Raw genomic sequence first — 23,599 nt, 5'->3', positions numbered from 1 at the left:
GCCTACGGCGGACCGGTCGCGACCAGCCAATTGCTTGTGATCGCGGCCACACCCCGAGAAGGCATTGCGGCCAGTAATAGGCAGGAGGAAGGTAGCTAATGGGACCGGTGGCGCCACCGGGGCGCTACCCCGACGCGGGAGGGTCGCTCGTGTACGCACGCTCTACCACCATTCAGGCGCAACCTCTGTCGGTCGACATCGGGATTGCGCATATTCGCGATGTCGTCATGCCCGCGCTGCAGGAGCTTGACGGGTACGTCGGGCTGTCGCTGTTGGTCGACCGGCAGTCCGGCTCGTGCATCGCCACCAGCTCCTGGGAGAGCTTGGAGAAGATGCGCGCCAGCGCCGAGCGCGTGGCGCCCGTGCGGGACCGCGCCGCGATGATGTTTTCCGGGCAGGCCAGGGTGGAAGAGTGGGATATCGCGCTGATGCGCCGCGACCACCGGCCGCATCAGGGAACCTGCGTGCGGGCCACCTGGCTGAAGATCGTGCCGGACCAAATCGAGCGGTCCCTCGACTTCTACCGGTCGTATGTGCTTCCCGAGTTGGAGACCTTCGAGGGGTTCTGCAGCGCCAGCCTGATGGTCGACCACCCGGCCTGCCGGCGGGCGGTGGCGTGCTCGTCGTTCGACAGCTTGGAAGCGATGGCCCGGACTCAGGACCGGGCGAGTGAGCTGCGCAGCCGGCGCGCCCGGGACTTGGGCGCCGAGGTGCTCGACGTGGCCGAATTCGAGCTGGCGATCGCGCACCTGCGGGTGCCCGAGCTGGTCTGACGGCTCAGGGCCGGCTTAGGGCAGCGAGTCCCCGGGGAATCCGCGGCAGGGGTGCACCTCGTAGGTGAAGACCCCGGCCGCCACCCCGGGGTCGTCTTCCATGATCGCGACGGTCTCGTCGATGGTCGCAGCAAACACCCCGACCCCGCAGACGGCGGACCCGTCGGTCACCGGCAGCACCACCGCGAGCACGCCGTCGTCGCGGAGCCCGAAGTTGCGGCGGCCGTGCTCCCAGATGATCGCCGCGGCGCCGTCGTCACCGAATTCCGGCCCCTGCTTGAGGATGACGACGCTATAGGCCTTGGCAGTGGGCAGCAGTTGGCCCATCTCGTCGTCGGTGAAGGTCTTCACTGCCGTCCCCTTCTCTGGCGGATGATCGCCCGCAGCCGCTCCAGCCGGCCGCCGATCTCCCGTTCACCGCCGCGGCCGGTGGGGCGGTAATAGTCCACGCCCACCAGCTCGTCGGGCGGATATTGTTGCGCGACAACGCCGTCCGGGTCGTCGTGGGAGTACTTGTAGCCCTGCGCGTTGCCCAGCGCGGCCGCCCCCGAGTAATGCCCGTCGCGCAGGTGCGCGGGCACCATGCCGGCCTTGCCCGCCTTGATGTCGTTCATCGCCGCGCCCAGCGCGGTGGTGACCGCGTTCGACTTCGCCGCGGTGGCCAAGTGCACGGTGGCGTGCGCCAGCGTCAGCTGGGCTTCGGGCATCCCGATCAGCTGCACGGTCTGCGCGGCGGCGACCGCGGTCGGCAGCGCCGTCGGATCGGCCATCCCGATGTCCTCGCTGGCCAGGATCATCAGCCGGCGCGCGATGAACCGCGGGTCCTCCCCCGCGACCAGCATGCGGGCCAGATAGTGCAGCGCCGCGTCGACGTCGGAGCCACGCACCGACTTGATGAAGGCGCTGATGACGTCGTAGTGCTGGTCGCCGTCGCGGTCGTAGCGCACCGCGGCCTTGTCCAGGGACTGCTCGACGGTCTCGACGGCCACTTCCTCGACCCCCTCGGCCGCCACCTCCAGCGCGGTCAACGCGCGGCGGGCGTCACCGGCGGCCAGCTGGACCAGCAGGTCGATGGCCTCGGGTGCCACCGCAACGCGTCCGCCCAGGCCGCGGGGGTCGTCGATGGCCCGCTGCACCACGGTGCGCACGTCGTCGGCGCCCAGCGGCCGCAACTGCAGGATCAGCGACCGGGACAGCAGCGGCGCGACCACCGAAAACGACGGGTTCTCGGTGGTGGCCGCGACCAGCAACACCACCCGGTTCTCGACCGCGGACAGCAGCGCGTCCTGCTGGGTCTTGGAGAAGCGGTGCACCTCGTCGATGAACAGCACCGTCTGCTCGCCACGGAGCAGCGCCGACCTCGCGGTCTCGATCACGGCCCGAACGTCCTTGACGCCGGCCGACAACGCCGAGAGGGCCTCGAAGCGTCGCCCGGTCGCCTGCGAGATCAGCGCCGCCAGCGTCGTCTTGCCGCTGCCCGGCGGCCCATACAGGATCACCGACGCCACTCCCGAGCCCTCGACCAGCCGGCGCAGCGGCGACCCGGGCGCCAACAGGTGGTCCTGACCGACCACTTCGTCCAGGGTTGCCGGACGCATCCGCACCGGCAGCGGCGCGCCGGCCGACACGTTCAGGCCGACTTCTAAATCTGTGGTCGGCCGCGCCGCGCCGGGCAGGTCAAACAGACCATCGGACACGGGTTCAGGTTATCGGGCCAAGTTACCGACGATCTATCCGCGCGCCTGCGCCGCAGAACTGCTAAGTTCCGGTTGGCTAAGTTCTGCGTTCACCGATTCACAGCGAACTCGAAACCTTAGGACGGCAATGAGCCAGCCCCCAGAGTATCCAAGCAACCCGGCCGACCCGCAGCACGGCGGCCAGACCCCTCCGGGCTACCCGCCACCACCGCCTCCGCCCGGTTATGGCGCCCCACCCCCACCCCCGCCTCCGCCCGGCGGCCCGGCGGGTCCCGGTTATGGCGCGCCTCCCCCGGGCCCCGGCTACGGCCGGCACTCGAGTCCACCGCCCGGATCCGGCGGGTATGGCCCGCCGCCCGGTGAAGGCCCGCCGCCGTCCTACGGCGCGCCACCGCCGCCGCCGCCGTCGGGCTACGGCGCGCCCCCTGCCGGCTATCCGCCGCAGCCGGGCCCGCAACCGGGCTATGCCGCCCCGCCCGGCGGCCCCGGCTCCGTGCAGTTCAACATCGGCGAGGCCGTCAGCTGGGCGTGGAACAAGTTCACCAAGAACGCCGTGGCGCTGATCGTTCCGCTGGTGATCTACCTCGTGGCGATCGGCATCGTCGCGGTGATCGCCGGAGTCGTGCCGGCGCTGCTGGGTGAGAGCACGAACAACACCTACACCGACGCGTACGGCAACACCTACGGAGGTACGGTTGTCACCTTCGGCGCCGCCTCGTACGCCGTCATGGTCGTCGCCTACATCGTGCTGTTCATCGCGGCGATTTATATGGCCGTCGCACTGCTGTCCGGCTGCCTTGACATCGCCGACGGGAAGCCGGTGAGCATCGGGTCGTTCTTCAAGCCCCGCAACATGGGGCCGGTGCTGCTGACCGCGGTGCTCGTCGGCCTCGGCACGGCAGTCGGTTCGCTGTGCATCGTCGGCGGCATCATCTTCGGCTTCATCGCCCAGTTCGCCATCCCGTTCGTCATCGATCGGAACCTGTCACCGGTCGACGCGATCAAGGCCAGCTACGAGACGGTCAAGAACAACATCGGCCCCGCCATCATCTCGTTCCTGGTGCAGTACGCGATCGTGCTGGTCGGCGAATTGGCTTGTGGTGTCGGCCTATTGGCGGCGATGCCGGTTGCCTTGCTGGTTCAGGTGTACACCTACCGCAAGCTGTCGGGCGGGCAGGTCGTGCCGGTGGAGCAGCCGGGATACCCGGCCGGTCCCCCATCGGGGCCTCAATACGCGTAGATACGGGTAAACCCTTAGGTCGCCTCGTCGATGACCGTGTGGATGAATTGCATCTTGTCCAACACGGCGACCGGCAACACGAACGGGTAGAGGTCGTCGTGGCCCATGGAGCGGTTCACCATGTTCAGCGACCACGACAACGGCAGCCACAGCTCGATGATGTTGGGAAAGGCGCTGGGCCCCAACGCCGGCCGATCGAAGGTGGCCGACGCCGGCGCCAACCCGCACCAGGCCGAGGTGTCCAGGGTGTCGCGGATGTGCAGGTAATGCGCGAACGTCTCGGCCCAGTCCTCGGCGGCGTGCATCGTCGCGTATGACGAGACGAAGCTTTCCTGCCAGCCCTCGGGCGCGCCTTCGCTGTAGTGCCGGTCCAAAGCCGCCTGGTAGTCGGCGTCGGGATCACCGAACAGCTCCTTGAACCGCTGCAGATACTCGGGCGTGGTGATCAGCCGGTAGAAGTAGTAATGCCCGACCTCGTGCCGGAAGTGGCCGAGCAGCGTGCGGTACGGCTCTTCCATCTCCACCCGCAGCTGCTCGCGGTGGACATCGTCGCCCTCGGCCAAATCCAGCGTGATGACCCCGTTGTCGTGCCCGGTGATCACCTTCTCGAACGCGCTGGACAGCAGCCGAAAGCCCAACCCCTGCTCGGGATCCCGGTCGCGTCCCACGATCGGCAGCTTCAGCTCGTGCAGCTCGGCGATCAGCCGCCGCTTGGCCGCCTCGGCGCGCGCGAACGCCGCCAGACCCTCGGTGTCGGTGTCGTTGGGCCGTTCCAGCGTCAGCGCGCACGACGTGCACAGCCCGCCGGGGGCGTCCTTGTGGACCAACCAATTGCATTCGGCGAGATAAAGATTGGCGCACAGCTGGTAGTCGTCGGCGTCGACGGCGCCGGCGTGGTCGCCGTTTTCGCCCTTGGCGATCACCAGCAGCGCCATCTGGTCGAGGGAAAAGCCCAGCGCGCTACCGCACGACAGGCACGTCGAGTTCTCGAACGCCAGGCGCTGACCGCAGTTGGGGCAGTGGAAGTCACGCATGCAACGAATCGCTCTCGCAGGGCGCCACATCGACGGCGACGTCGATCACGCTGTTCTCGGAGTTGGTGTAGATGATGCCGCGCAGCGGCGGCACATCCGCGTAGTCGCGGCCGCGGCCGACGATGATGTAACGCTCGTCGACCATCTGGTCATTGGTGGGATCCAGCCCCAGCCATTGGAACTGCCCCGGCTGCTGCGGGGTCCATACCGCGGCCCAAGCGTGCGTGGCGTCGATGCCGATCATCCGATCCTTTCCCGGCGGCGGGTCTGTGGCCAGATAGCCGGACACATAGCTGGCCGCCAAACCGTTGGCCCGCAAACACGCGATCGACAGCCTGGCGAAGTCTTGACATACCCCTTCTCGCGCGCGCAGAACCTCATCAACGCCGGTGGATATCGTGGTGGACCCCGACCGGTAGGTGAAGTCGGCGTAGATCCGCGACGTGAGGTCGCGCAGCACCTCGATCAGCGGCCGTCCGGGCACGAAGCTGCGCGCCGCGTATTCGCGGACCCCGTCGGTGATTTCGGGCGGATCCAGGTCCAGGGCGAATTCGGTGGCGAGTGCCCCGCGCAGCCCGGCCGGCCGAGCGTGTTCCCACGGCTCGACCGCCGGCCCCGCGGTGTACTGGCCGGGCGCCGGCGGGTGCACGTCGACGATGGACTCGCTGGTGACGACGAGGGCCCGGTGCGGTTCGGTGACGTGGAAGTAGGTGCTGATGTTGCCGTAGCCGTCGCGGCTGGTGGAGCTGTCCGCGGGGGCGGGCTGGATGTCGAGCCGATGATCGACGCAACGTTGCCGCAGCGAATCCCGCGGGGTGAGAAACCCGCGGCCGTAGGAGCTGGTGACGACGTCGGAGTAGCGGTATTCGGTGCGGTGCTTGACGCAATACCGCCGGGTGCCCGGTAGCGCTGCCCAGTTCTCGGGAAACTCGTCTACCGGCAACGCGCTGCCTCCTGACGCCTCCGGCCACCGATCTGCGAACACAGTGTGGCACGAACGGCGCGGCCGCGACTGGTCAGCCGGGGCCGCTGAATTCGTTCCGTAGTTGCCGGGCGCGGCGCACAATCGAGAAGTGGCCACGTGGGATGACGTCGCCCGCATCGTCGGCGGATTGGCACTGACCGCCGAGCCGTCCCCCCACGACTGGCGGGTGGGCAAGAAGCTGATCGCCTGGGAGCGGCCGCTGCGCAAGTCCGATCGTGAGGCTTTGGCGGCCGAGGGGACCGAGCCACCGGAGGGCGACATCCTCGGGGTCCGGGTGTCCGACGAGGGCGTCAAGTTCGCGTTGATCGCCGACGAACCCCGGGTGTACTTCACCACGCCGCATTTCGACGGCTACCCCGCGGTGCTGGTCAAACTGGCCGAGATCGCACCGGGCGACCTCGAGGAGCTGCTCACCGAGGCGTGGCTGACGCAGGCGCCGCGACAGCTGGTGCAGGAGTTCCTGGCCGATTCGAACTGAGCCGTCATTGCGGCCTGAGCTCGATCACCCGTTGCAGGTCGTCGATGCAGGACTGGATGGCGTCGGCGAGCACCACTTCCCTTCTGTCGCGGGAAACCGAGTGCACCGCCGACGCCAGGCGCCGCGCCTCGGCGGCATGGTCGGCGGCGGCGGCGGGCTCGGTGTCGGCTCGGGCCACGGCCGCCACCAGCTCGGCGAGCACCGCGTGCACGGGCTGCGGCAGCCAGTTACAGCCGTCCAGCGCGGGCGCGACCACGCGCGCGAGCTGCAGCACCGAGACGGCGAGCAACGCCACGTGCACGGCCTGATGATCGGCGACCTGGACGGTGTCGCGCAGCCGCCACCGGCGCGGGGACAGCCGCACCACCTGCTGGACGGTGGCGCGGGCCTGGATGAGCCCGCCCACCTGCTCGTGCACCCGGTCCACCGCCGACAGCGGCCAATCGGGCGCAGGCTCGCGGCGCCCGGCCGCGAAATCCGCCATCCGGGACAGCACGCCGTGCAGCGTGTCCAGCACGCCGAGGCGAGCGCGGCGCAACACCTGTAAGGGGTCGGCCGGGAACAGCAAAACGGCGAACACGATCGCCAGGCAGCCGCCAATCAGGGCGTCGTAGACACGCTCGTAGCCGACGCCGCTGCGCGGCAGCGCCAGCACCAGGATCGACGACACCACGGTCTGGTTGGCGAACATCATGCCCTGCCCGATGAAGCCGCGTCCTATCACCACCGCGACCGAGAGTGCGATCAGCACCACGATGCCGATGGCCGCGGCCCCGGTCCCGATCAGCGCCAGCACCACGGTGCCGATGCCGATGCCCAGCGTCACGCCGATCATCATCTGGACGGCGCGCTGGGCGCGTAGCACGTTGCTGATCGACAGGCACACCGCCGAGGCGATCGGCGCGAAGAACGGCTGCGGGTGGGCCAGCACGTCGTGGGCGAGGTACCAGGCCAGACCCGACGCGACCGAGGTCTGCGCCAGCGGGGACCGGATGTCGTTGAGCCGTTGAACGGAGGCCAGGCCGCCATTGGCCGCGCGGGTCAGCAACGAAGTGCTCATGACGATTGCTTACCGCAGCGCGCGCCGTCTCGCGCGGTTGGCCAGTCGTTACTGAGTCGGACCTAGTCGCTCGTGAGGGGCGACACGATGACCTCAACGCGACCGGTGTCCACGTCATAGACCACGCCGCTACTCACCAGCGCGCCGGGGGCAACGAAGCTATTTCGGAGCAGCGCGACATCGTTGCGCACCGCCTCGCGCGGGTCCCCGATGTGTTTGGCGGCCACTTCGGCGGGCGTGACGCCGAGGAACGACGCGAGAACGTCGGCGTGGGCGTCGGGCGAGAGGTGGGATAGGCCGCAGTCGGTGTGCTGCATGACGATCAGCTCATACCGTGTGGATAAGCCCTCGGTCCGTGCGACGGTCGCGAGCACGGCGAGGCTGCCGAGGAAGTTGGGCGTGACCCTACCGCCTGGGTTTCTGATGACGATGGCTTCGTTGGGCTGCAGCCCGAGCACGTGGGCGGGGTCGGCCCGGTGGTCGGCGCAGCACAGGATCACTGTTTTGAGGGTCGGCTCGAGGGCCGGCCGCCGGCCCGGGTGCGCGGCGGCGAAGCCGCGGTTGCGGTCAGTCAACATCGCGAGAGCGGTCATAAGGTGCATCTCCTTCGGGGTGGGTGAGGGGTCAGACGCAAAGGCGCCCAAGCATTTCGGCCCAGGTGCGACGGGCGCGGGTAAAGGCGACGCGACCGCCGAAAAGCTGGTGGTGCCAATTCGCCGCCATGCCAATCGCGTTGAGTTCGAAGGCAATTTGATCGGGCGCGGCATCGGACGCGAACTCACCGTTGTCGATCCCGGCGGTGACGCTGTCAGCGAGAAATGACAGCCACTCCTGCATCACTGCGGCGACGGCGTCGCGGGTGGGTCCGGGGCGCCCGTCCATTTCGCTGGATGCCGAGCAGAGCAGGCAGCCGCCCTCGAAGATGTCGTTCTCGAGGTAGCCGAACCACGACTCGCCCAGCGCTTCGAGTCGCGCCCGGCCCGGCCGGGCGGCCAGGGCAGGCACCACCACCAGCTCGATGAGCATCTCCCGTACCCGGTGGACCGCCGCGACCTGCAGGGCCTCCTTGGAACCGAATGCGGCGTGGACGCTGCTCTTCGCCGTCGCGAGCCGCTCGGCGAGGCTGGCGATGGTCAGGCCTTCGAGGCCTTCGACCGACGCGAGCTGCACGGCCTCTGCGAGCAGGGCATCGCGGGTGCGGACTCCCTTGGCCCGTCGCCCGTCGGGCGGCGGATCCTGGGGTGCGGCCGGCCGAAGCGGCGCAGAGCGGTGGTTCATCGGTCCCCGAGCGGGCACGCCGTCATCAGCGCGCCGAAGTCTACGGCTGCGAACAGCCCGGCGATCGCCGAGTCGGGCTTCCGCTCAACCTGACGTTGTAGGGCGGGAAGGACCATGTCGACGAACCCGCGCCGCGGATGCGAACTCAGCACCTCCTCAATCAGGTCGCCGGGAATCTCGTCGACCCGAAGGCCGATGACGTCCGCGGCTGCACCGAGGTGGACAAGGGCGATCTCGGGTCTGGCCTCGGCGGAGGCGACGTCGAGATGCTGCCGGATGGCCGCTGCCGCGAGGCCGATGCGATCCTGCGACCAGCCCTGCCGGGTCAACGTGTCCGTCGCAGCGTCGGCGCCGGCCTGCTCGAAGGGCACGTCCGAGTCGAATCTGTCGGTGAGCCCAAGGTCGTGCAGCATCGCCGCGATGAAACCGACTTCGAGATCCGCGTCCGCGAGGTGTTCGGCGATGAGGTGGTGACCGAAGTACCACGTCCTCCAGACGTGATGCGCCAGTGCGGCGTCGGACACGTCGTTCATCAGGGCGACGGCCGCGCGCGCGGCGGCGGTGTCGGGCGATGCAGGCAGCATTCGGCCACCCTACAATATGGATGAACGATCGTCCAGTTTTATTCAGGCGACGCGCGCCCCGATTCCGAGGCGTTTTCCAGAGGCGCTAGCTGCGCGTCAGCTCGAAGAGCGGAATCACCCGGCTGGTCTTCGACTGGTACTCGGCGAAGCCCGGCGCGGCGGCGGTGATTTCGTCGAACAGCTCGTCGCGCTCGTTCGACGGCAGTTCGCGGGCGGTCACGTCGAACGCATCGGTGCCGATCTCGACATGTGCCTGCGGGTTGGCGCGCAGGTTGTGCACCCAGGCCGGGTTAACCGGCGCACCGGCGAAGGAGCCGATGATGATCAGCCTGCCGCCGACGCGGAAGTAGGCCAGCGGCGACACTCGCTGCTGGCCGGACTTGGCGCCCGTCGTGGTGAGCAGCAACAGGTCGGAGTTGGCGAATTGGCCGCCGACCTTTCCGCCATTGGCACGGAACTCGTCGGCGATTGCCTTGTTGAACGCGTTGATCGTTTCGGTGTCCGGCATCCCTTGGGTCATGCCTGGTCAACCTGTTTCGGCTTGGCATCTATTCCGGACTCCTTGCGCTGCTGGGCGGTGATCGGCGCCGGCGCATCGGTGAGCGGGTCGATGCCGCCGCCGGTCTTGGGGAACGCGATCACCTCGCGGATGGAGTCCACGCCGGACAGCAGCGCGTTGATCCGGTCCCAGCCGAACGCGATGCCGCCGTGCGGGGGCGCGCCAAACATGAACGCCTCCAACAGGAATCCGAATTTCTCTTCAGCCTGGGCCTTGTCCAGGCCCATCACCGCGAACACCCGTTCCTGGATGTCGCGGCGGTGGATACGAATCGAGCCGCCGCCGATCTCGTTGCCGTTGCAGACGATGTCGTAGGCGTCGGCCAGCACATTGCCCGGGTCTTTGTCGACCGCGTCCAGGTACTCGGGCTTGGGCGAGGTGAACGCGTGATGCACGGCCGTCCACGCCCCGGAGCCCACCGCCACGTCACCGGCGGCGGTCGCCTCGTCGGCCGGCTCGAACAGCGGCGGATCGACGACCCAGACGAACGCCCATTCGTCGGGGTCGATCAGGTCCAGCCGGTGCGCGATCTCGCCGCGCGCGGCGCCCAGCAGGGCCCGCGAGGATTTGGCCGGGCCGGCGGAAAAGAAGATGCAGTCCCCCGGCTTGGCCCCGACGTGCGCGGCCAGCCCGTCGCGCTCGGCATCGGTCAGGTTCTTGGCCACCGGGCCCCCCAGCGTGCCATCCTCGGCGACCAGGACGTACGCCAGCCCGCGGTGCCCGCGCTGTTTGGCCCAGTCCTGCCAGCCGTCCAACGTGCGCCGCGGCTGCGAGGCCCCGCCCGGCATGACGACCGCGCCGACATAGGGCGCCTGGAAGACCCGAAATGTGGTGTCTTTGAAGAACTCTGTGCACTCGACGAGCTCGAGTCCGAACCGCATATCGGGCTTGTCGGAGCCGAAGCGTCGCATGGCGTCGGCGTAGCTGATGCGCGGGATCGGCGTGGGGATCTGGTAGTCGATCAGCGCCCACAGCGCGGTCAGGATCTCCTCGGAGACGGCGATGATGTCCTCGGCATCGACGAAGCTCATCTCCATGTCGAGCTGGGTGAACTCCGGCTGCCGGTCGGCGCGGAAATCCTCGTCGCGGTAGCAGCGGGCGATCTGGTAGTAGCGCTCCATCCCGGCCACCATCAGCAGCTGCTTGAACAGCTGCGGGCTCTGCGGCAGCGCGTAGAACGACCCGGGCTGCAGCCGCGCCGGCACCAGGAAGTCACGCGCCCCCTCGGGCGTGGAGCGGGTCATCGTCGGCGTCTCGACCTCGACGAAGTCGTGGCGCGCCAGCACCGCACGCGCGGCGGCATTTACCTTGGAGCGCAACCGAATTGCCGCGGCCGGGCCGTCGCGCCGCAGGTCGATGTAGCGGTATTTCAGCCGCGACTCCTCGCCCGCGGGCTCGTCGAGCTGGAACGGCAGCGGCGCGCACTCGCCGAGCACCGTCAGCGTCGTCGCGTTGACTTCGATGTCCCCGGTGGCGATCTCCGGGTTGGCGTTGCCCTCGGGCCGAATCTCGACGACGCCCTCGACGGCCACGCAGAACTCGGCGCGCAGCCGGTGCGCCTGCGCCAGCACGTCCGCTTCGCGGAACACCACCTGCGCGACACCGGACGAGTCGCGCAGATCGATGAAGATGACGCCGCCGTGGTCGCGGCGGCGGGCCACCCACCCGGCCAACGTCACCCGCTGCCCTGCGTCACTACTTCTCAGCGAACCAGCGGCGTGGCTGCGCAGCACGACTACTCCCCTTCACTTGACCGACTGCACAGTCTAAGGGGCCGTGTAATTTCGCAGCTATCGCTACCACCGCAACACGGATTGCCCTGATCGGTCCCGGCGCCGTCGGCACCACGGTCGCCGCGCTCTTGCATAGCGCCGGCCATCAGGTGTTGCTGTGCGGCCGCACCCCCCGCGACGGCCTCGAACTGCGGCCCGACGGCGGCGAACCCATCGTCGTGCCCGGCCCGGTGCGCACCGATCCGGCCTCGGCGACCGGGCCGGTCGACGTGGTGGTGCTCGCGGTCAAGGCCACCCAGAACGACGCCGCGGCCGGCTGGCTGGCCCGGCTGTGCGACGCGCGCACCGTCGTCCTGGTGCTGCAAAACGGTGTCGAGCAGGTCGAGCAGGTCCAGCCGCTGTGCCCGTCGTCGCCCGTGATACCGGGCATCGTCTGGTATTCGGCCGAGACCCACCCGCAGGGCTGGGTGCGGTTGCGCACCGAGGCCGCGCTGGTGCTGCCCGACGGACCCGCGGCGACGACGGTCGCCGAGCTGTTGCGCGGCGCCGGCTGCCGGGTGGACACCGACCCCGACATCGTCACCGCCCTGTGGCGCAAGCTGCTCACCAACGCGCTGGCCGGGTTCATGGTGCTGTCTCGGCGGCGATCCGGGATGTTCCACCGCGACGACGTCGCCGAATTGTCGCGCCGCTATGTCGGCGAATGCCTGGCCGTGGCGCGGGCCGAGGGCGCGCGGCTGCCCGACGACGTAATCGACGGGTTGGTGGACATGTTCCGTGCCGCCCATGAAGACATGGGCACGTCGATCCTGGCCGACGCGGAAGGCCGGCGGCCGATGGAATGGGACATCCGCAACGGCGTGATCGTCCGCAAGGCGCGCGCGCACGGGTTGCCGACGCCGATCAGCGACGTGCTGGTGCCGTTGCTGGCTGCGGGGAGCGACGGACCCGGTTAGTCGGCGTTAGGTCCGGCGACATCGAGTGCGTGTGAATCCTGGGCGCCGAAACGCGCGCGCCGGCCGCCGTCAGTGCACACTCAAAGCCAGGGATTCACAATCAACCGCCCGGCTTTGTCAGAGCTCGCAGAGCAAACCCGGCTAGGCTGATTCGACCACCAGATCTCGGGAGCGTGCGATGACCTTCAACGAGGGTATGCAGATCGACACCAGCACCGCCTCGTCGTCCGGCGGCGGCGGCTTCGGAGGGCCGATCGCGATCGGGGGCGGCTTCGGCGGGCTATTGATCGTGCTGGTCGCCCTGTTTTTGGGGGTCGATCCCGGTCGGGTGGTCAACCAGCAGCAGATGAGCACCAAGGACGTCACGTCGCCCGGTTTCGACCTGAGCCTGTGCAAGACCGGGGCCGACGCGAACAAGTACGTGCAGTGCCGCGTGGTGGCGACCGGAAATTCCGTGGACGCGGTGTGGAAGCAGCTAATGCCGCGCTACACCCGCCCGCGTGTGGTGCTGTTCGTCGGCCACGTCAACACCGGGTGCGGGGCCGCCAGCACCGCGGTGGGGCCGTTCTACTGCCCGGTGGACAAGACGGCGTATTTCGACACCGACTTTTTCAAGGAGCTGGTGGACCGATTCCATTCCAGCGGTGGGCCTTTCGCGGAGGAATACGTGGTGGCGCACGAATACGGCCATCACGTGCAGAACCTGCAGGGCATCCTCGGGCGCGCGCAGCAGGGCGCGCAGGGCGCCGGGGGTAACGGCGTGCGCACCGAGCTGCAGGCGGACTGCTACGCCGGGATCTGGGCGCACTACGCATCCACGGTCAAGCAGGAGAGCACCGGCGTGCCCTACCTAGAGCCGTTGAGCGACAAGGATATTGCCGACGCGCTGTCGGCCGCCGCCTCGGTGGGCGACGACCGCATCCAGCGCGAGACGACGGGACACACCAACCCCGAGTCCTGGACGCATGGTTCCTCCGAGCAACGCCAGCACTGGTTCACCGTGGGCTATCAGACCGGTGATCCCAAACAGTGCGACACGTTCTCGGCGCCGGACCTGGGCTAGGCCGGCAGCAGGTCCTGCAACTGGGCGCGGCCCGCGTCATCGAGCGGCAGCAGCGGTGGGCGCGGATCCCCGGCCGGAACGCCGAGCAGCTCCAGCCCGGCCTTGACCGTGGTGGCCAGGCCGCCCGCGACGATAAACTCCAGCAGCGGCTTGAGGTCGTCGTACAGAACCTGCGCCTTGTCCAGATCGCCGGCGCGCACGGCGTCGTACAGATCGATGCACGGTTGCGGCCGCAAATTCGGTGCGGCCGTGCACCATCCGGAGGCGCCGGCGCGCAGCGCGTCCAGCACCAGCGGGTTGCTGCCGTTGTAGAACGGGAGCCGGCCGCCGGACAGTTCGGCGATGCGCTCCATGCGGGACAGGTCACCGGTGGACTCCTTGACCATGGTGACGTTGTCGATGGTTTCGAACATCTCGACCAGCAGTTCGGGGCGCATGTCCACGCCGCTGGTGGCGGGGTTGTTGTAGGCCATGATCGGGATCCCGATGCCGTCGCCGATGCTGCGGTAGTGCTGGGCGATTTCCCGTTCGGTGAGCTTCCAATAGGACACCGGCAGGATCATCACCGCGTCGGCTCCGGCCTTCTCGGCATACCGGGCGCGCCGAATCGTCTTGGCGGTGGTCACATCTGACACCCCGACGACGACCGGCAGCCGAGAGTCGACGGTCGCGATCGTGGTGTCGACCACGGTGTCGAACTCGGGCTCGTCGAGGTAGGCCAGTTCGCCGGTGCTGCCCAACGGGGCGATCGCATGCACGCCGGCGGACACCAGCCGCTCGACGAGCGCGGCCAGCCGCGCGGTGTCGATGCCCGCGGCATCGGTGCTGAACGGGGTCACCGGGTAGGCGATGATGCCGTGGATGTCGGGCACGAACGGGCTCCTCGAATTCTGTTGGCGGACTGGGGTTTAGCCGGACAGGACGCCCGGATGCCGGGCCAGCGCCCGGCGGGCGTAGTAGGCGAAATTCGCCCGGCTGCGCGCGGGTGTCAGCGTCCAGTCGTGGGCCTCGCGGGCCAGCTGCTCGGGCAGCTCCTTCACCGTGCCCGCGGCCATGGCGGCCAGTTGCAATTTGGCGGCACGCTCGATCAGGATGCCCAGCGAGCAGGCCTCTTCGATGCTGGCGCCGGCGATCACCTGCCCGTGATGGGCCAGCAGGACGGCCTTCTTGTCACCGAGCGCGGCGCTGATGATCTCGCCTTCCTCGTTGCCGACCGGGACGCCGGGCCAGTTGGCGAGAAACGCGCAGTCGTCGTACAGCGGTGTGGTGTCCATGTGCGAGACGATCAGCGGAACCTCCAGCATCGACAGCGCGGCCACATGAAAGGCGTGGGTGTGCACGATGCACCGCACATCGGGCCGGGCGCGATAGATCCAGCTGTGAAAACGGTTGGCGGGGTTGGGAATTCCGTCCCCATCGAGCACGTTGAGGTCCTCGTCGACCACCAGCAGATTGGCGTCGGTGATCTCGTCGAAGCCCAGCCCGAGCCGCTGGGTGTAGTAGGTGCCGGGCTCCTCGGCGCGGGCGGTGATCTGTCCCGCCAGGCCCGAATCATGGCCGGCGTCGAACAGGGCGCGGCAGGTCAGCGCCAGCTTCTGCCGGGTGGTCAACGACGAATCGGCGACGTTCGCGCGCAACTGCTCCTGCGCGCGACGCATCAGCTCGGTCTTCGATCGCGAGAACGTGGTGGCCATATGTGACACACTATAGCTCGATAGGAAACCTTGTGTCTTACGCGGGAGGTCGTCGGTGACCGCACTACTGCGCGCCGTCCGCAGGCAGCGCGGCCTGACCCTGCAGGCGCTGGCCGAGCAGACCGGGCTGACCAAGAGCTACCTGTCCAAGATCGAGCGCCGGCAGAGCACGCCGTCGATCGCGGTGGCGCTGAAGGTCGCCAAGGCGCTCGACGTCGACGTCGGGCGACTGTTCTCGGACGAGGCAACGCAGGAGAAGATCACCGTCGACCGGGCCGACGCGGACGGCGGGCAGCGCTACCGAGTGCTGGCCTCGGGCCTGCTCGGGAAGTCGATGTCGCCGTTCGTCGTTCGCCCGGGGGCGGGCTTGGCCGACGACCCGCGTCCCGAGCACGCGGGCCAGGAATTCGTCTTCGTGCACGCCGGGACCATCGAGCTGGATTACGGCGACCAGACCATCACGCTCAACACCGGCGACAGCGCCTACTTCGACGCGTCAGTCGGCCACCAGATCCGCGGTGTCGGCGCCGCGCCGGCGCACGTCGTCGTCGTTGCGCATCCGCAACGGCCGTGACCCGCCTACCAGGGCCGCGTCGAGCACGTCACGCCGGTGGTGGCGTTCTGTGTCACCACCACCTGGCCGTCGACCGCGATCTGGCACTGCAGCTCGGGGGTGGCCCCCGAGCCGCAGTCCGGCCAGTGGCAGCCGCCGCTGGCGTTGATGTACGCCCACTGGTTCGGGTTGGCCAGCGTGGCGTTGTAGACCAACGGCTGCCCCGCCGTGAAGGCGGCCTGCGTGGTGGTCATGTACTGCGACGAGTTGTTGTTGAAGGCCGCCTGGTTGGGTGGATCGCTGTTCATATAGCGAACCTGGCCGGTCAGATTGCCGGTGGCGGTGATCGTGTAGGTGACCTGGTGACCATCCGCGTGCGCGATCGCGGGCAGTGCGCCGAGCACCAGACCCGCGGCGAACGCGGCTGTCGAGACCTCGCTGGCTACTTTTCGCACGCTCGTCATATCGAAAACGCTACCGGATTTGTTACCGGCTTCCGGTAAGAAAGCAAGATGACCGACGAACCGCCGGAACACGCCATCACCCGGCGCGGGCTGCTGACGACGGGCGCGGCCTCGGCGGTTCTGGGTGCCGCCGTCGGGGCGGCCGGGGCGTCCATAGTGTGGTCGCACCCGCACGGACTCACGGTCTGGAACCAGCCGGACCGCAGCGGCGCTCCCCCGGTGGGTGGCCTGCATCTGCAGTTCGGCCGCGACGCCGCCACCGAGGTGGTGGTGTCCTGGCACACGACGGCGGCGGTCGCCAATCCGCGAGTGATGCTCGGCACGCCCACCTCCGGTTTCGGCAGCACGGTCGCGGCCGAAACCCGGACCTATCGGGACGCCAAGTCCGGCACCGAGGTCCGCGTCAACCACGCCCGCCTGACCAACCTCACCCCGGACACCGACTACGTCTACGCCGCGGCACACGACGGTACGACCCCGGTGCTGGGCACGGTGCGAACCGCGCCGTCCGGACGAAAACCCTTGCGTTTCACCAGCTTCGGCGATCAGTCCACCCCGACGGTGGAGAAGTTGCCCGGCGGCGGGTACGGCACGGACAATATCGGCTCACCCGCGGCGGCGGACACCACGGTCGCGATCGAGCGACTGGCCCCGCTGTTCAATCTGGTCAACGGGGACCTGTGCTACGCCAACCTGGCCACCGACCGGGTCCGCACCTGGTCGGACTGGTTCGAGAACAACACCCGCTCGGCACGGTACCGGCCGTGGATGCCGGCGGCGGGCAACCACGAGAACGAATTGGGTAACGGGCCAATCGGTTACGGCGCATACCAGGCGTACTTTGAACTACCCGATGCCGGGTCCAGCGCACAGACCCGCGGCCTGTGGTATTCCTTCACCGCCGGTTCGGTGCGGGTGATCAGCCTCAACAACGACGACGTCGCCTTCCAGGACGGCGGCAACTTCTACGTGCACGGCTACTCGGCTGGAGAGCAAAAGCGTTGGCTGGCAACTGAACTCGCCGACGCCCGGCGCGACCCGAACGTCGATTGGGTGGTGGTGTGCATGCATCAGACGGCGATCTCCACCGCCGACAAGGCCAACGGCGCCGACCTGGGGATCCGCCAGGAATGGTTGCCGCTGTTCGACCAGTATCAGGTCGACCTGGTGGTGTGCGGCCACGAACACCACTACGAACGGTCGCATCCGCTGCGCGGGATGCAGGGCAACGACACTCGCACGCCGATTCCCGTCGACACCCGCAACGATGTCATCGACACGACGCGCGGCACCGTGCACCTCGTCATCGGCGGGGGCGGTTCGTCATTCACGTCCAACGGCTTCCTCTTCCCCGAGCCACGGTGCCGGGTGATCACGGGCGTCGGCGCATTCGATCCCGCCCTCGGCTACAAAAAGCCGATCTATGTCATGGAAAACGCGCCGTGGTCGGCGTTTCGCGACCGCAAATATCCCTACGGCTTCGTCGCGTTCGACGTCGACCCCGGCGAGGTGGGCGGCAACACGTCGATCAAGGCAACGCATTACGCGGTGACCGGCTCGTTCGGGGCGATGACCACGGTCGAGGAGTTCACCCTGACCAGGCCGCGCGGCGGCTGACGCGAGCCGGGGCGAGCGGCGCTCAGACGGGCGCTATCGACGTCAAAAAAGCACCTGCTGAGCGGATTCCAGGGTTGCCGCCGGCGGGGACGGTGTCGCCAATTCCGGACCCTGCGGAAACGGGCGGCGATCACCATCCAACCGATGCCGCGCGATCAGTGGAGCGGCGCGCCGGGCCAGCATCGCCCGGTAGTCCTGCGGCAGGTAGGCGCCGCGGCGGTACAACTCGCGGTAGGCGCCGACCAGTTCCGGATGCGCCCGGGCCAGCCAGGACATGAACCAGCCGCGGGTGGAGCCGCGCAGGTGCAACCCGAAGACCGTCACGCCGGTGGCGCCGGCGGCCGCGATCTGACCCAACAGCCCGTCGAGGTGTTCGACGGAGTCGGTGAGGTGCGGCAGCACGGGTGCGACCATCACATGGCAGTCCAGCCCGGCGTCGCGGATCGCGGTGATCAGCCCCAGCCGCGCCTGCGGTGTCGGCGTGCCCGGCTCGACCTCGCGGTGCAACTCCGGGTCACCGACGGCCAGCGAGACCGCCACCGACACCGGAACGTGTTGCGCCGCTTGGGCGATAAGCGGCAGGTCCCGGCGCAACAGCGTGCCCTTGGTCAGAATCGACAGCGGCGTTCCGGATTCGGCGAGCGCGGTGATGATGCCCGGCATCAGCGCGTAGCGGCCCTCGGCACGCTGGTAGGGATCGGTGTTGGTGCCCAGCGCGACGGTCTTGTGGGTCTCGCGCCGCCATGACGGCCGGCGCAGCTCCCGACGCAGCACCTCGGCGACGTTGATCTTCACCACCACCTGGGTGTCAAAGTCGTTGCCGCAGTCGAACTCCAGGTATTCGTGCGTGGGCCGCGCGAAACAGTAGCGACAGGCGTGCGAGCAGCCGCGGTAGCCGTTGACCGTGTACCGAAACGGCAATGCGGCCGCGTTGGGCACCTTGTTCAGCGCGGACTTGCACAGCACCTCGTGAAACGTGATGCCCTCGAACTCGGGCGTCCGCACACTGCGGACGAAGCCGATGCGCTGCAGGCCGGGAAGTGCTCCGTCGTCCGCCGCGACGGCCTGACCAGCCCAACGCATCCATCCATTCGAACATTTGTGCGATGGTTCGTCAAGTCGCCGCGCCATACGCTCAGGGAAAGTCGGCTTGGAGGTGGACATGTCGTACGTGACCGCGGCACCGGAGATGATCGCTTCGGCGGCAACGGATGTGGCCAATATCGGTTCAGCGCTCCACGCGGCCAACGCGGCCGCGGCGGCGCAAACGACGGACATGCTGGCCGCCGCCGAGGACGAGGTGTCGGTGGCCGTCGCACAGCTGTTTTCCGGGCATGGACGGGCCTTCCAGACGCTCGGCGCGCAGGCGGCGGCGTTTCATGCCGAGTTCGTGCGCGCGTTGTCCGGCAATTCCGGCGCCTATGCCAACACCGAGGCGGCCAACGGCGCCGGTCTGCTGACCCAGCCTCGCGTCAACCCCACTTCCGGCGTGGCATTGATCATCGGCGGCAGCGGCGAGCCGATCCCGACCGAGCACTTCGTCACCACCAATTTCAATCTGTTCGTCAAGCCCCTTTTCCCGAATGTCACGCCGCAGGCTCTGTTTACGCCGGAAGGGAATTACGCGCTCTATACCGGGGTGAAGAGTCTGACGCTGGACGTGTCCGAAGCCCAAGGCGTCCAGATTCTCAACACGGCGATTCAGCAGCAGATCGCCGCGGGCAACTTCGTGGTCGTCAAAGGCGAGTCGCAGAGTTCGACGATCTCGTCGATGGTGATGCCCCTGCTGGCGGCCGAGCACGTGCCGAGTTCGGACGTCTCGTTCGTGCTGACAGGCAATCCCAACAATCCCAACGGCGGCCTCTTCGAACGGCTGAACGGCCTGAGCATCCCGGCCCTGGGCATCACGTTCAACGGCCCCACGCCCGACAATCTGTACCCGACCACCATTTACACCCAGGAGTACGACGGCTTCGCCGACGTGCCGCGCTACCCGATCGATTTCCTGTCGGATCTCAACTCGCTGGCCGGGATCTACTACGTGCACCCCACCTATGAAAGCCTGACCCCCACTCAGATCAGTAATGCGATTCCACTGACGACGGTGGGCCCCACCATGACCGACTACTACATGATCCCCACCGCGAATCTGCCGTTGCTGGATCCGCTGCGCGCGATCCCCGTCGTGGGCAACCCGTTGGCCGACCTCATCCAGCCGGACCTGCGCGTGCTGGTCAACCTGGGCTACGGCGACCCGAACTACGGCTGGTCAACCGGGCCCGCCAACGTGCCCACCCAGTTCGGCCTGTTCCCCAGCATGAGCGACGTCGCGAAAGTGCCCGGCCTGCTTGCGTCGGGAACGCATCAGGGCATCGCCGCCTTCAACCACGACATCCACGTTGAATTCGCGGCGCCCCACGCGCCGTTGCTGCCCAGCACGATAACGAGCCACTCTTCCGGCGGGCACTTGACCAACATCTTGTCCAACCCGGCCACCCTCGTCACCGGGTTCTCACCCGTGAAGGTCGCCGACAGCATCTCCAACGCGGTCAACGCCCTATCCGCGGCGGCCTCGGACGCCTACCAGATCCTGCTGCCCACGGCCGACGTCGCCAATGCGCTGCTGACCAGCCTGCCCGCCTACGACCTGACCCTGTTCGCGGCCGGCCTGCAAGCGGGTAACCTCCTCGCGGCCATCGGCCAACCCATCGCCACCGACACCTACCTGATTCCCCTGGCCTTCGCCTTCGAGGGGTTCGCCGTCATCAGTCAGCTCGAAGCGGTGATCGCCGACCTACAGAAGGCTATCCCCTGAGCCGCGAAAGCACCTCGGCGACAACCGAATCCGTCGCCACCGAGACCTGATCACCGGTCCCGAGGTCCTTCACCCCGACGGTGCCCGCCTCGATGTCGCGGTCACCGGCGACCAGCGCGATGCGCGCGCCGGACCGGTCCGCCGCGCGCATCGCCCCCTTAAGCCCGCGGTCACCGTAGGCCAGGTCGACGCGCACGCCGGCCGCACGCAGCTGCCCGGCCAGCACCGCCAGCGCCAGCTTGGCGCGTTCGCTCAGCGGCACGCCGAACACGTCGCAGCGCGCGGTCTCCCCCACGCTCTTGCCCTCGGCGCGCAGCGCCAGCAGCGTCCGATCCACGCCGAGCCCGAATCCGATGCCGGACAAGTCTTGTCCGCCGAGTATGCGCATCAGGCCGTCGTAGCGGCCGCCGCCGCCGATGCCGGATTGCGCGCCCAGGCCGTCATGCACGAACTCGAAGGTGGTCTTGGTGTAGTAGTCCAGCCCGCGCACCATCCGCGGGTTGATCACGTAGGGCACGCCCAGCGCGTCCAAATACGACAGCACGGTGTCGAAGTGCCGCTTGGCGCCATCGGACAGGTGATCGAGCAGCACCGGGGCGTCGACCGTCATCGCCCGCACCTCGGGCCGCTTGTCGTCGAGCACCCGCAGCGGGTTGATCTCGGCGCGTCTTCGGGTCTCCTCGTCCAGGTCGAGCTGAAACAGGAAGTCCTGCAACAACTCCCGGTATTGCGGGCGGCAGGTGTCATCCCCGAGTGAGGTGATCTCCAACCGGAACCCGTCGAGGCCCAGCGAGCGGAACCCGGCGTCGGCGACGGCGATCACCTCGGCGTCCAGCGCCGGGTCGTCGACACCGATCGCTTCGACGCCGACCTGCTGCAGCTGGCGGTAGCGGCCGGCCTGCGGGCGCTCGTAGCGGAAGAACGGGCCCGCGTAGCACAGCTTGACAGGCAGCGCGCCGCGGTCCAGGCCGTGTTCGATCACCGCGCGCACCACCCCGGCGGTGCCCTCGGGCCGCAGCGTCACCGAGCGGTCGCCGCGGTCGGCGAAGGTGTACATCTCCTTGGACACCACGTCGGTGGATTCGCCGACGCCGCGAGCGAACAGCGCGGTGTCCTCGAAGACGGGCAGCTCCAGGTCGCTATAGCCGGCTCGCCGGGCGGCGGTGAGCAGGCCGTCGCGCACCGCGACGAACTGCGCCGAATCCGGTGGGACGTAGTCCGGGACGCCCTTGGGCGCCTGGAATCCAGAAAAGTCGCTCACCCGCTACAGACCTTCGAGAAACGGGTTGAGGCGCCGCTCGGCGCCGATGGTCGTGGAGTTGCCGTGCCCGGGTAGCACCACGGTGTTGTCGTCAAGCACCAACAGTTTTTCCACGATCGAGGTGATCAGGTCACGGCCGCTGCCGCCGAACAGGTCGGTGCGGCCGACCGACCGCTCGAACAGCGTGTCGCCGGTGAAGACGACATCTTTGTCTCCGGATTTGTCTCCGGACGCCCGGAAGCACACCGACCCGCGCGTGTGCCCCGGGGTGTGGTCGACGTTGACGGTCACGCTGCCCACGTCGAGCTTGTCGCCGTCGCGGTCCAGCTCGACGACCTGCTTGGGCTCGCGGAAGAACGCGCCCGCCGCCAGCTGGGCCAACCGCGGGCCGTAGCCGTGGATCGGGTCCTTGAGCATGAACCGGTCCTCGGGATGGATGAAGGTGGGGCACCCGTAGGTGTCGGACACCTTCTGCGCGGACCACATGTGGTCGATGTGGCCGTGGGTGATCAGCACGGCGGCCGGGGTGAGCCGATTCTCGTCGAGGATGGCCCGCAGCGGGCCCATCGCGCGTTGGCCGGGGTCGACGATGACGGCGTCGGCGCCCTGCCCCTCGGCCAGCACGTAGCAGTTGCACTGCAGCAGACCGGCGGGAAATCCGGTGATCAACACGGCTCCCAGTCTCCCATCCCTACACTGGGCGTTTGACACGCCTCGCGGCGACCACATTAGCCTGGGCTGACACTTCGGCCCGACGCACCGAAACCCGTGGCGGCTCGCAAGCTCGGCGCAGCGGGCCGTCACCATCAACCCAGGAGGCTCACCGGCCGTGCCGACCAACGAACAGCGACGCGCGACAGCCAAGCGCAAACTCGAACGCCAGCTGGAGCGTCGGGCCAAGCAGGCCCGAACCCGCCGGATCCTGGTAATCAGCGGTGGCGTCATCGCCTCGCTGGCGGTGATCGCCGCGGTGGTCGTCGCCGTGGTCATCTCCAACAACGACCACAAGCACAAGGCCGCGGCGGCGACCAGCAGCAGCACCGCCGCCAGCAGTTCCCCGGAGCCCAGCACGCCCGGCGCGCCGACCCCGCAGGCGGCGCCGATGCCGGCGTTCCAGCCGTCGGCCAGCGTGGGCGCCAACTGCCAGTACCCGGCCACGCCGAACCAGCCCGCCGCCAAGCCGGTCAAGGCGCCGCGCACCGGCAAGGTCCCGACCGACCCGGCCAATGTCAGCGTCAGCATGTCGACCAACCAGGGCAACATCGGCCTGATGCTGGCCAACAACGAATCGCCGTGCACGGTCAACAGTTTCGCCAGCCTGATCGGCCAGAAATACTTCGACAACACCAAGTGCCACCGGCTGACCACGTCGCCGGAGCTGGCCGTCCTGCAGTGCGGTGACCCCAAGAACGACGGCACCGGCGGTCCGGGCTACCAGTTCGCCAACGAATACCCCACCGACCAATACCCGGCGAACGACCCGAAACTGAAGCAGCCCGTCGTCTACCCGCGCGGCACACTGGCCATGGCCAACGCCGGCCCGAACACCAACGGCAGCCAATTCTTCCTGGTGTACAAGGATTCGCAGCTGCCGCCCGGCTACACCGTCTTCGGCAAGATCCAGGACGACGGGCTGGCCACCCTGGACAAGATCGCCAAGGCCGGGGTCGCCGGCGGCGGCGACGACGGGCCGCCGGCCACCGAGGTCACCATCAAGTCGATGCTGCTGGACTAGCCTGACCCGCAGCGTCGGTG

General features: G+C 68.3%; 25 protein-coding genes. 9 read left to right on the top strand and 16 right to left on the bottom strand.

What is annotated here, in order from left to right:
- The first annotated feature begins 149 nt into the window (after positions 1 to 149).
- Positions 150 to 773 carry a hypothetical protein gene (locus G6N66_RS10320; protein ID WP_085232583.1) on the top strand — a complete coding sequence of 208 codons (624 nt, stop codon included), beginning with the start codon at positions 150 to 152 and terminating at the stop codon, positions 771 to 773.
- A 15-nt stretch (positions 774 to 788) separates the two neighbouring features.
- On the opposite strand, the gene G6N66_RS10315 is transcribed toward G6N66_RS10320, so the two are convergent.
- Both G6N66_RS10315 and G6N66_RS10310 read right to left on the bottom strand, forming a co-directional pair.
- Positions 789 to 1,124 (bottom strand): YciI family protein, encoded by a 336-nt coding sequence (locus G6N66_RS10315; protein ID WP_085232516.1) that lies wholly within the window; start codon positions 1,122 to 1,124, stop codon positions 789 to 791.
- Positions 1,121 to 2,470 (bottom strand): replication-associated recombination protein A, encoded by a 1,350-nt coding sequence (locus G6N66_RS10310; RefSeq protein WP_085232515.1) that lies wholly within the window; start codon positions 2,468 to 2,470, stop codon positions 1,121 to 1,123. Before G6N66_RS10310 ends, G6N66_RS10315 begins: the two co-directional genes overlap by 4 nt.
- A 127-nt stretch (positions 2,471 to 2,597) precedes the next feature.
- Here G6N66_RS10310 and G6N66_RS10305 point away from each other — a divergent pair, with 127 nt between their 5' ends.
- Complete coding sequence (locus G6N66_RS10305; protein WP_163645809.1) at positions 2,598 to 3,710, top strand: DUF2189 domain-containing protein; 1,113 nt, start codon at positions 2,598 to 2,600, stop codon at positions 3,708 to 3,710.
- Between the two features lie 14 nt (positions 3,711 to 3,724).
- Here the strand turns inward: G6N66_RS10305 and G6N66_RS10300 are convergent, their stop codons facing one another.
- Both G6N66_RS10300 and G6N66_RS10295 read right to left on the bottom strand, forming a co-directional pair.
- Complete coding sequence (locus tag G6N66_RS10300; protein ID WP_085232513.1) at positions 3,725 to 4,744, bottom strand: zinc-binding metallopeptidase family protein; 1,020 nt, start codon at positions 4,742 to 4,744, stop codon at positions 3,725 to 3,727.
- A complete protein-coding gene (locus tag G6N66_RS10295; protein ID WP_085232512.1) occupies positions 4,737 to 5,687 on the bottom strand; it encodes a transglutaminase family protein in 951 nt (316 codons plus the stop codon). Before G6N66_RS10295 ends, G6N66_RS10300 begins: the two co-directional genes overlap by 8 nt.
- A 130-nt stretch (positions 5,688 to 5,817) precedes the next feature.
- On the opposite strand from G6N66_RS10295, the gene G6N66_RS10290 reads away from it, so the two are divergent.
- Positions 5,818 to 6,207, top strand: a complete 390-nt coding sequence (locus G6N66_RS10290; protein WP_085232511.1) for an MmcQ/YjbR family DNA-binding protein — start codon at positions 5,818 to 5,820, stop codon at positions 6,205 to 6,207.
- A 4-nt stretch (positions 6,208 to 6,211) separates the two neighbouring features.
- Here the strand turns inward: G6N66_RS10290 and G6N66_RS10285 are convergent, their stop codons facing one another.
- The 6 genes from G6N66_RS10285 to aspS all read right to left on the bottom strand — a co-directional run bounded on the left by G6N66_RS10285 (position 6,212) and on the right by aspS (position 11,421).
- Positions 6,212 to 7,267: an FUSC family protein gene (locus G6N66_RS10285; protein ID WP_085232510.1), complete on the bottom strand. Its 1,056-nt coding sequence runs from the start codon at positions 7,265 to 7,267 to the stop codon at positions 6,212 to 6,214.
- Positions 7,268 to 7,329: 62 nt separating this feature from the next.
- Complete coding sequence (locus G6N66_RS10280) at positions 7,330 to 7,860, bottom strand: carbonic anhydrase (protein WP_163645808.1); 531 nt, start codon at positions 7,858 to 7,860, stop codon at positions 7,330 to 7,332.
- 31 nt (positions 7,861 to 7,891) lie between these two features.
- The gene (locus G6N66_RS10275) at positions 7,892 to 8,545 is read right to left on the bottom strand and encodes a TetR/AcrR family transcriptional regulator (protein ID WP_085232508.1); all 654 of its coding nucleotides are present in this window, start codon (positions 8,543 to 8,545) and stop codon (positions 7,892 to 7,894) included.
- On the bottom strand, positions 8,542 to 9,129 hold the full coding sequence (locus G6N66_RS10270) for an HD domain-containing protein (protein ID WP_085232507.1): 588 nt from the start codon (positions 9,127 to 9,129) through the stop codon (positions 8,542 to 8,544). The genes G6N66_RS10275 and G6N66_RS10270 overlap by 4 nt, the downstream gene beginning before the upstream one ends.
- 85 nt (positions 9,130 to 9,214) lie before the next feature.
- A complete protein-coding gene (locus tag G6N66_RS10265; protein WP_085232506.1) occupies positions 9,215 to 9,649 on the bottom strand; it encodes a nitroreductase family deazaflavin-dependent oxidoreductase in 435 nt (144 codons plus the stop codon).
- On the bottom strand, positions 9,646 to 11,421 hold the full coding sequence (aspS, locus tag G6N66_RS10260) for an aspartate--tRNA ligase (RefSeq protein ID WP_085232505.1): 1,776 nt from the start codon (positions 11,419 to 11,421) through the stop codon (positions 9,646 to 9,648). The genes G6N66_RS10265 and aspS overlap by 4 nt, the downstream gene beginning before the upstream one ends.
- 59 nt (positions 11,422 to 11,480) lie before the next feature.
- Here aspS and G6N66_RS10255 point away from each other — a divergent pair, with 59 nt between their 5' ends.
- Positions 11,481 to 12,377, top strand: a complete 897-nt coding sequence (locus G6N66_RS10255; protein WP_179968343.1) for an oxidoreductase — start codon at positions 11,481 to 11,483, stop codon at positions 12,375 to 12,377.
- A 178-nt stretch (positions 12,378 to 12,555) separates the two neighbouring features.
- On the top strand, positions 12,556 to 13,440 hold the full coding sequence (gene ypfJ, locus G6N66_RS10250) for a KPN_02809 family neutral zinc metallopeptidase (RefSeq protein ID WP_085232503.1): 885 nt from the start codon (positions 12,556 to 12,558) through the stop codon (positions 13,438 to 13,440).
- Here ypfJ and G6N66_RS10245 read toward each other — a convergent pair.
- Both G6N66_RS10245 and G6N66_RS10240 read right to left on the bottom strand, forming a co-directional pair.
- Positions 13,437 to 14,312: a dihydrodipicolinate synthase family protein gene (locus tag G6N66_RS10245; RefSeq protein ID WP_085232502.1), complete on the bottom strand. Its 876-nt coding sequence runs from the start codon at positions 14,310 to 14,312 to the stop codon at positions 13,437 to 13,439. The two genes, ypfJ and G6N66_RS10245, sit on opposite strands and share 4 nt — an antisense overlap.
- Positions 14,313 to 14,348: 36 nt before the next feature.
- Positions 14,349 to 15,134, bottom strand: coding sequence for an aldolase (locus G6N66_RS10240; RefSeq protein WP_085232501.1), 786 nt, complete (start codon positions 15,132 to 15,134; stop codon positions 14,349 to 14,351).
- 55 nt (positions 15,135 to 15,189) lie between these two features.
- On the opposite strand from G6N66_RS10240, the gene G6N66_RS10235 reads away from it, so the two are divergent.
- Positions 15,190 to 15,708 (top strand): helix-turn-helix domain-containing protein, encoded by a 519-nt coding sequence (locus G6N66_RS10235; RefSeq protein ID WP_085232500.1) that lies wholly within the window; start codon positions 15,190 to 15,192, stop codon positions 15,706 to 15,708.
- 5 nt (positions 15,709 to 15,713) lie between these two features.
- Here G6N66_RS10235 and G6N66_RS10230 read toward each other — a convergent pair whose 3' ends face one another.
- Positions 15,714 to 16,151 (bottom strand): hypothetical protein, encoded by a 438-nt coding sequence (locus G6N66_RS10230; protein WP_085232499.1) that lies wholly within the window; start codon positions 16,149 to 16,151, stop codon positions 15,714 to 15,716.
- Between the two features lie 48 nt (positions 16,152 to 16,199).
- Here G6N66_RS10230 and G6N66_RS10225 point away from each other — a divergent pair, with 48 nt between their 5' ends.
- On the top strand, positions 16,200 to 17,768 hold the full coding sequence (locus G6N66_RS10225) for a purple acid phosphatase family protein (RefSeq protein WP_085232498.1): 1,569 nt from the start codon (positions 16,200 to 16,202) through the stop codon (positions 17,766 to 17,768).
- 42 nt (positions 17,769 to 17,810) lie between these two features.
- Here G6N66_RS10225 and G6N66_RS10220 read toward each other — a convergent pair whose 3' ends face one another.
- Positions 17,811 to 18,851 (bottom strand): Rv2578c family radical SAM protein, encoded by a 1,041-nt coding sequence (locus G6N66_RS10220; RefSeq protein WP_085232497.1) that lies wholly within the window; start codon positions 18,849 to 18,851, stop codon positions 17,811 to 17,813.
- Positions 18,852 to 18,930: 79 nt separating this feature from the next.
- Between G6N66_RS10220 and G6N66_RS10215 the strand changes: the two genes are divergently transcribed.
- Positions 18,931 to 20,583 carry a PE family protein gene (locus G6N66_RS10215; protein ID WP_085232582.1) on the top strand — a complete coding sequence of 551 codons (1,653 nt, stop codon included), beginning with the start codon at positions 18,931 to 18,933 and terminating at the stop codon, positions 20,581 to 20,583.
- Here the strand turns inward: G6N66_RS10215 and hisS are convergent.
- Both hisS and G6N66_RS10205 read right to left on the bottom strand, forming a co-directional pair.
- Positions 20,573 to 21,844, bottom strand: coding sequence for a histidine--tRNA ligase (gene hisS, locus G6N66_RS10210; RefSeq protein ID WP_085232496.1), 1,272 nt, complete (start codon positions 21,842 to 21,844; stop codon positions 20,573 to 20,575). The genes G6N66_RS10215 and hisS overlap by 11 nt on opposite strands.
- Positions 21,845 to 21,847: 3 nt before the next feature.
- Positions 21,848 to 22,516 carry an MBL fold metallo-hydrolase gene (locus G6N66_RS10205; protein ID WP_085232495.1) on the bottom strand — a complete coding sequence of 223 codons (669 nt, stop codon included), beginning with the start codon at positions 22,514 to 22,516 and terminating at the stop codon, positions 21,848 to 21,850.
- 157 nt (positions 22,517 to 22,673) lie between these two features.
- On the opposite strand from G6N66_RS10205, the gene G6N66_RS10200 reads away from it, so the two are divergent.
- Positions 22,674 to 23,579 carry a peptidylprolyl isomerase gene (locus G6N66_RS10200; RefSeq protein ID WP_085232494.1) on the top strand — a complete coding sequence of 302 codons (906 nt, stop codon included), beginning with the start codon at positions 22,674 to 22,676 and terminating at the stop codon, positions 23,577 to 23,579.
- Positions 23,580 to 23,599: the final 20 nt, after the last annotated feature.

The sequence above is a fragment of the Mycobacterium conspicuum genome (genome assembly GCF_010730195.1).
Taxonomy (GTDB): Bacteria; Actinomycetota; Actinomycetes; order Mycobacteriales; family Mycobacteriaceae; genus Mycobacterium; species Mycobacterium conspicuum.
Note: the sequence above shows the minus strand (reverse complement) of the source record. Positions and strands in the feature narration are given on the sequence as shown.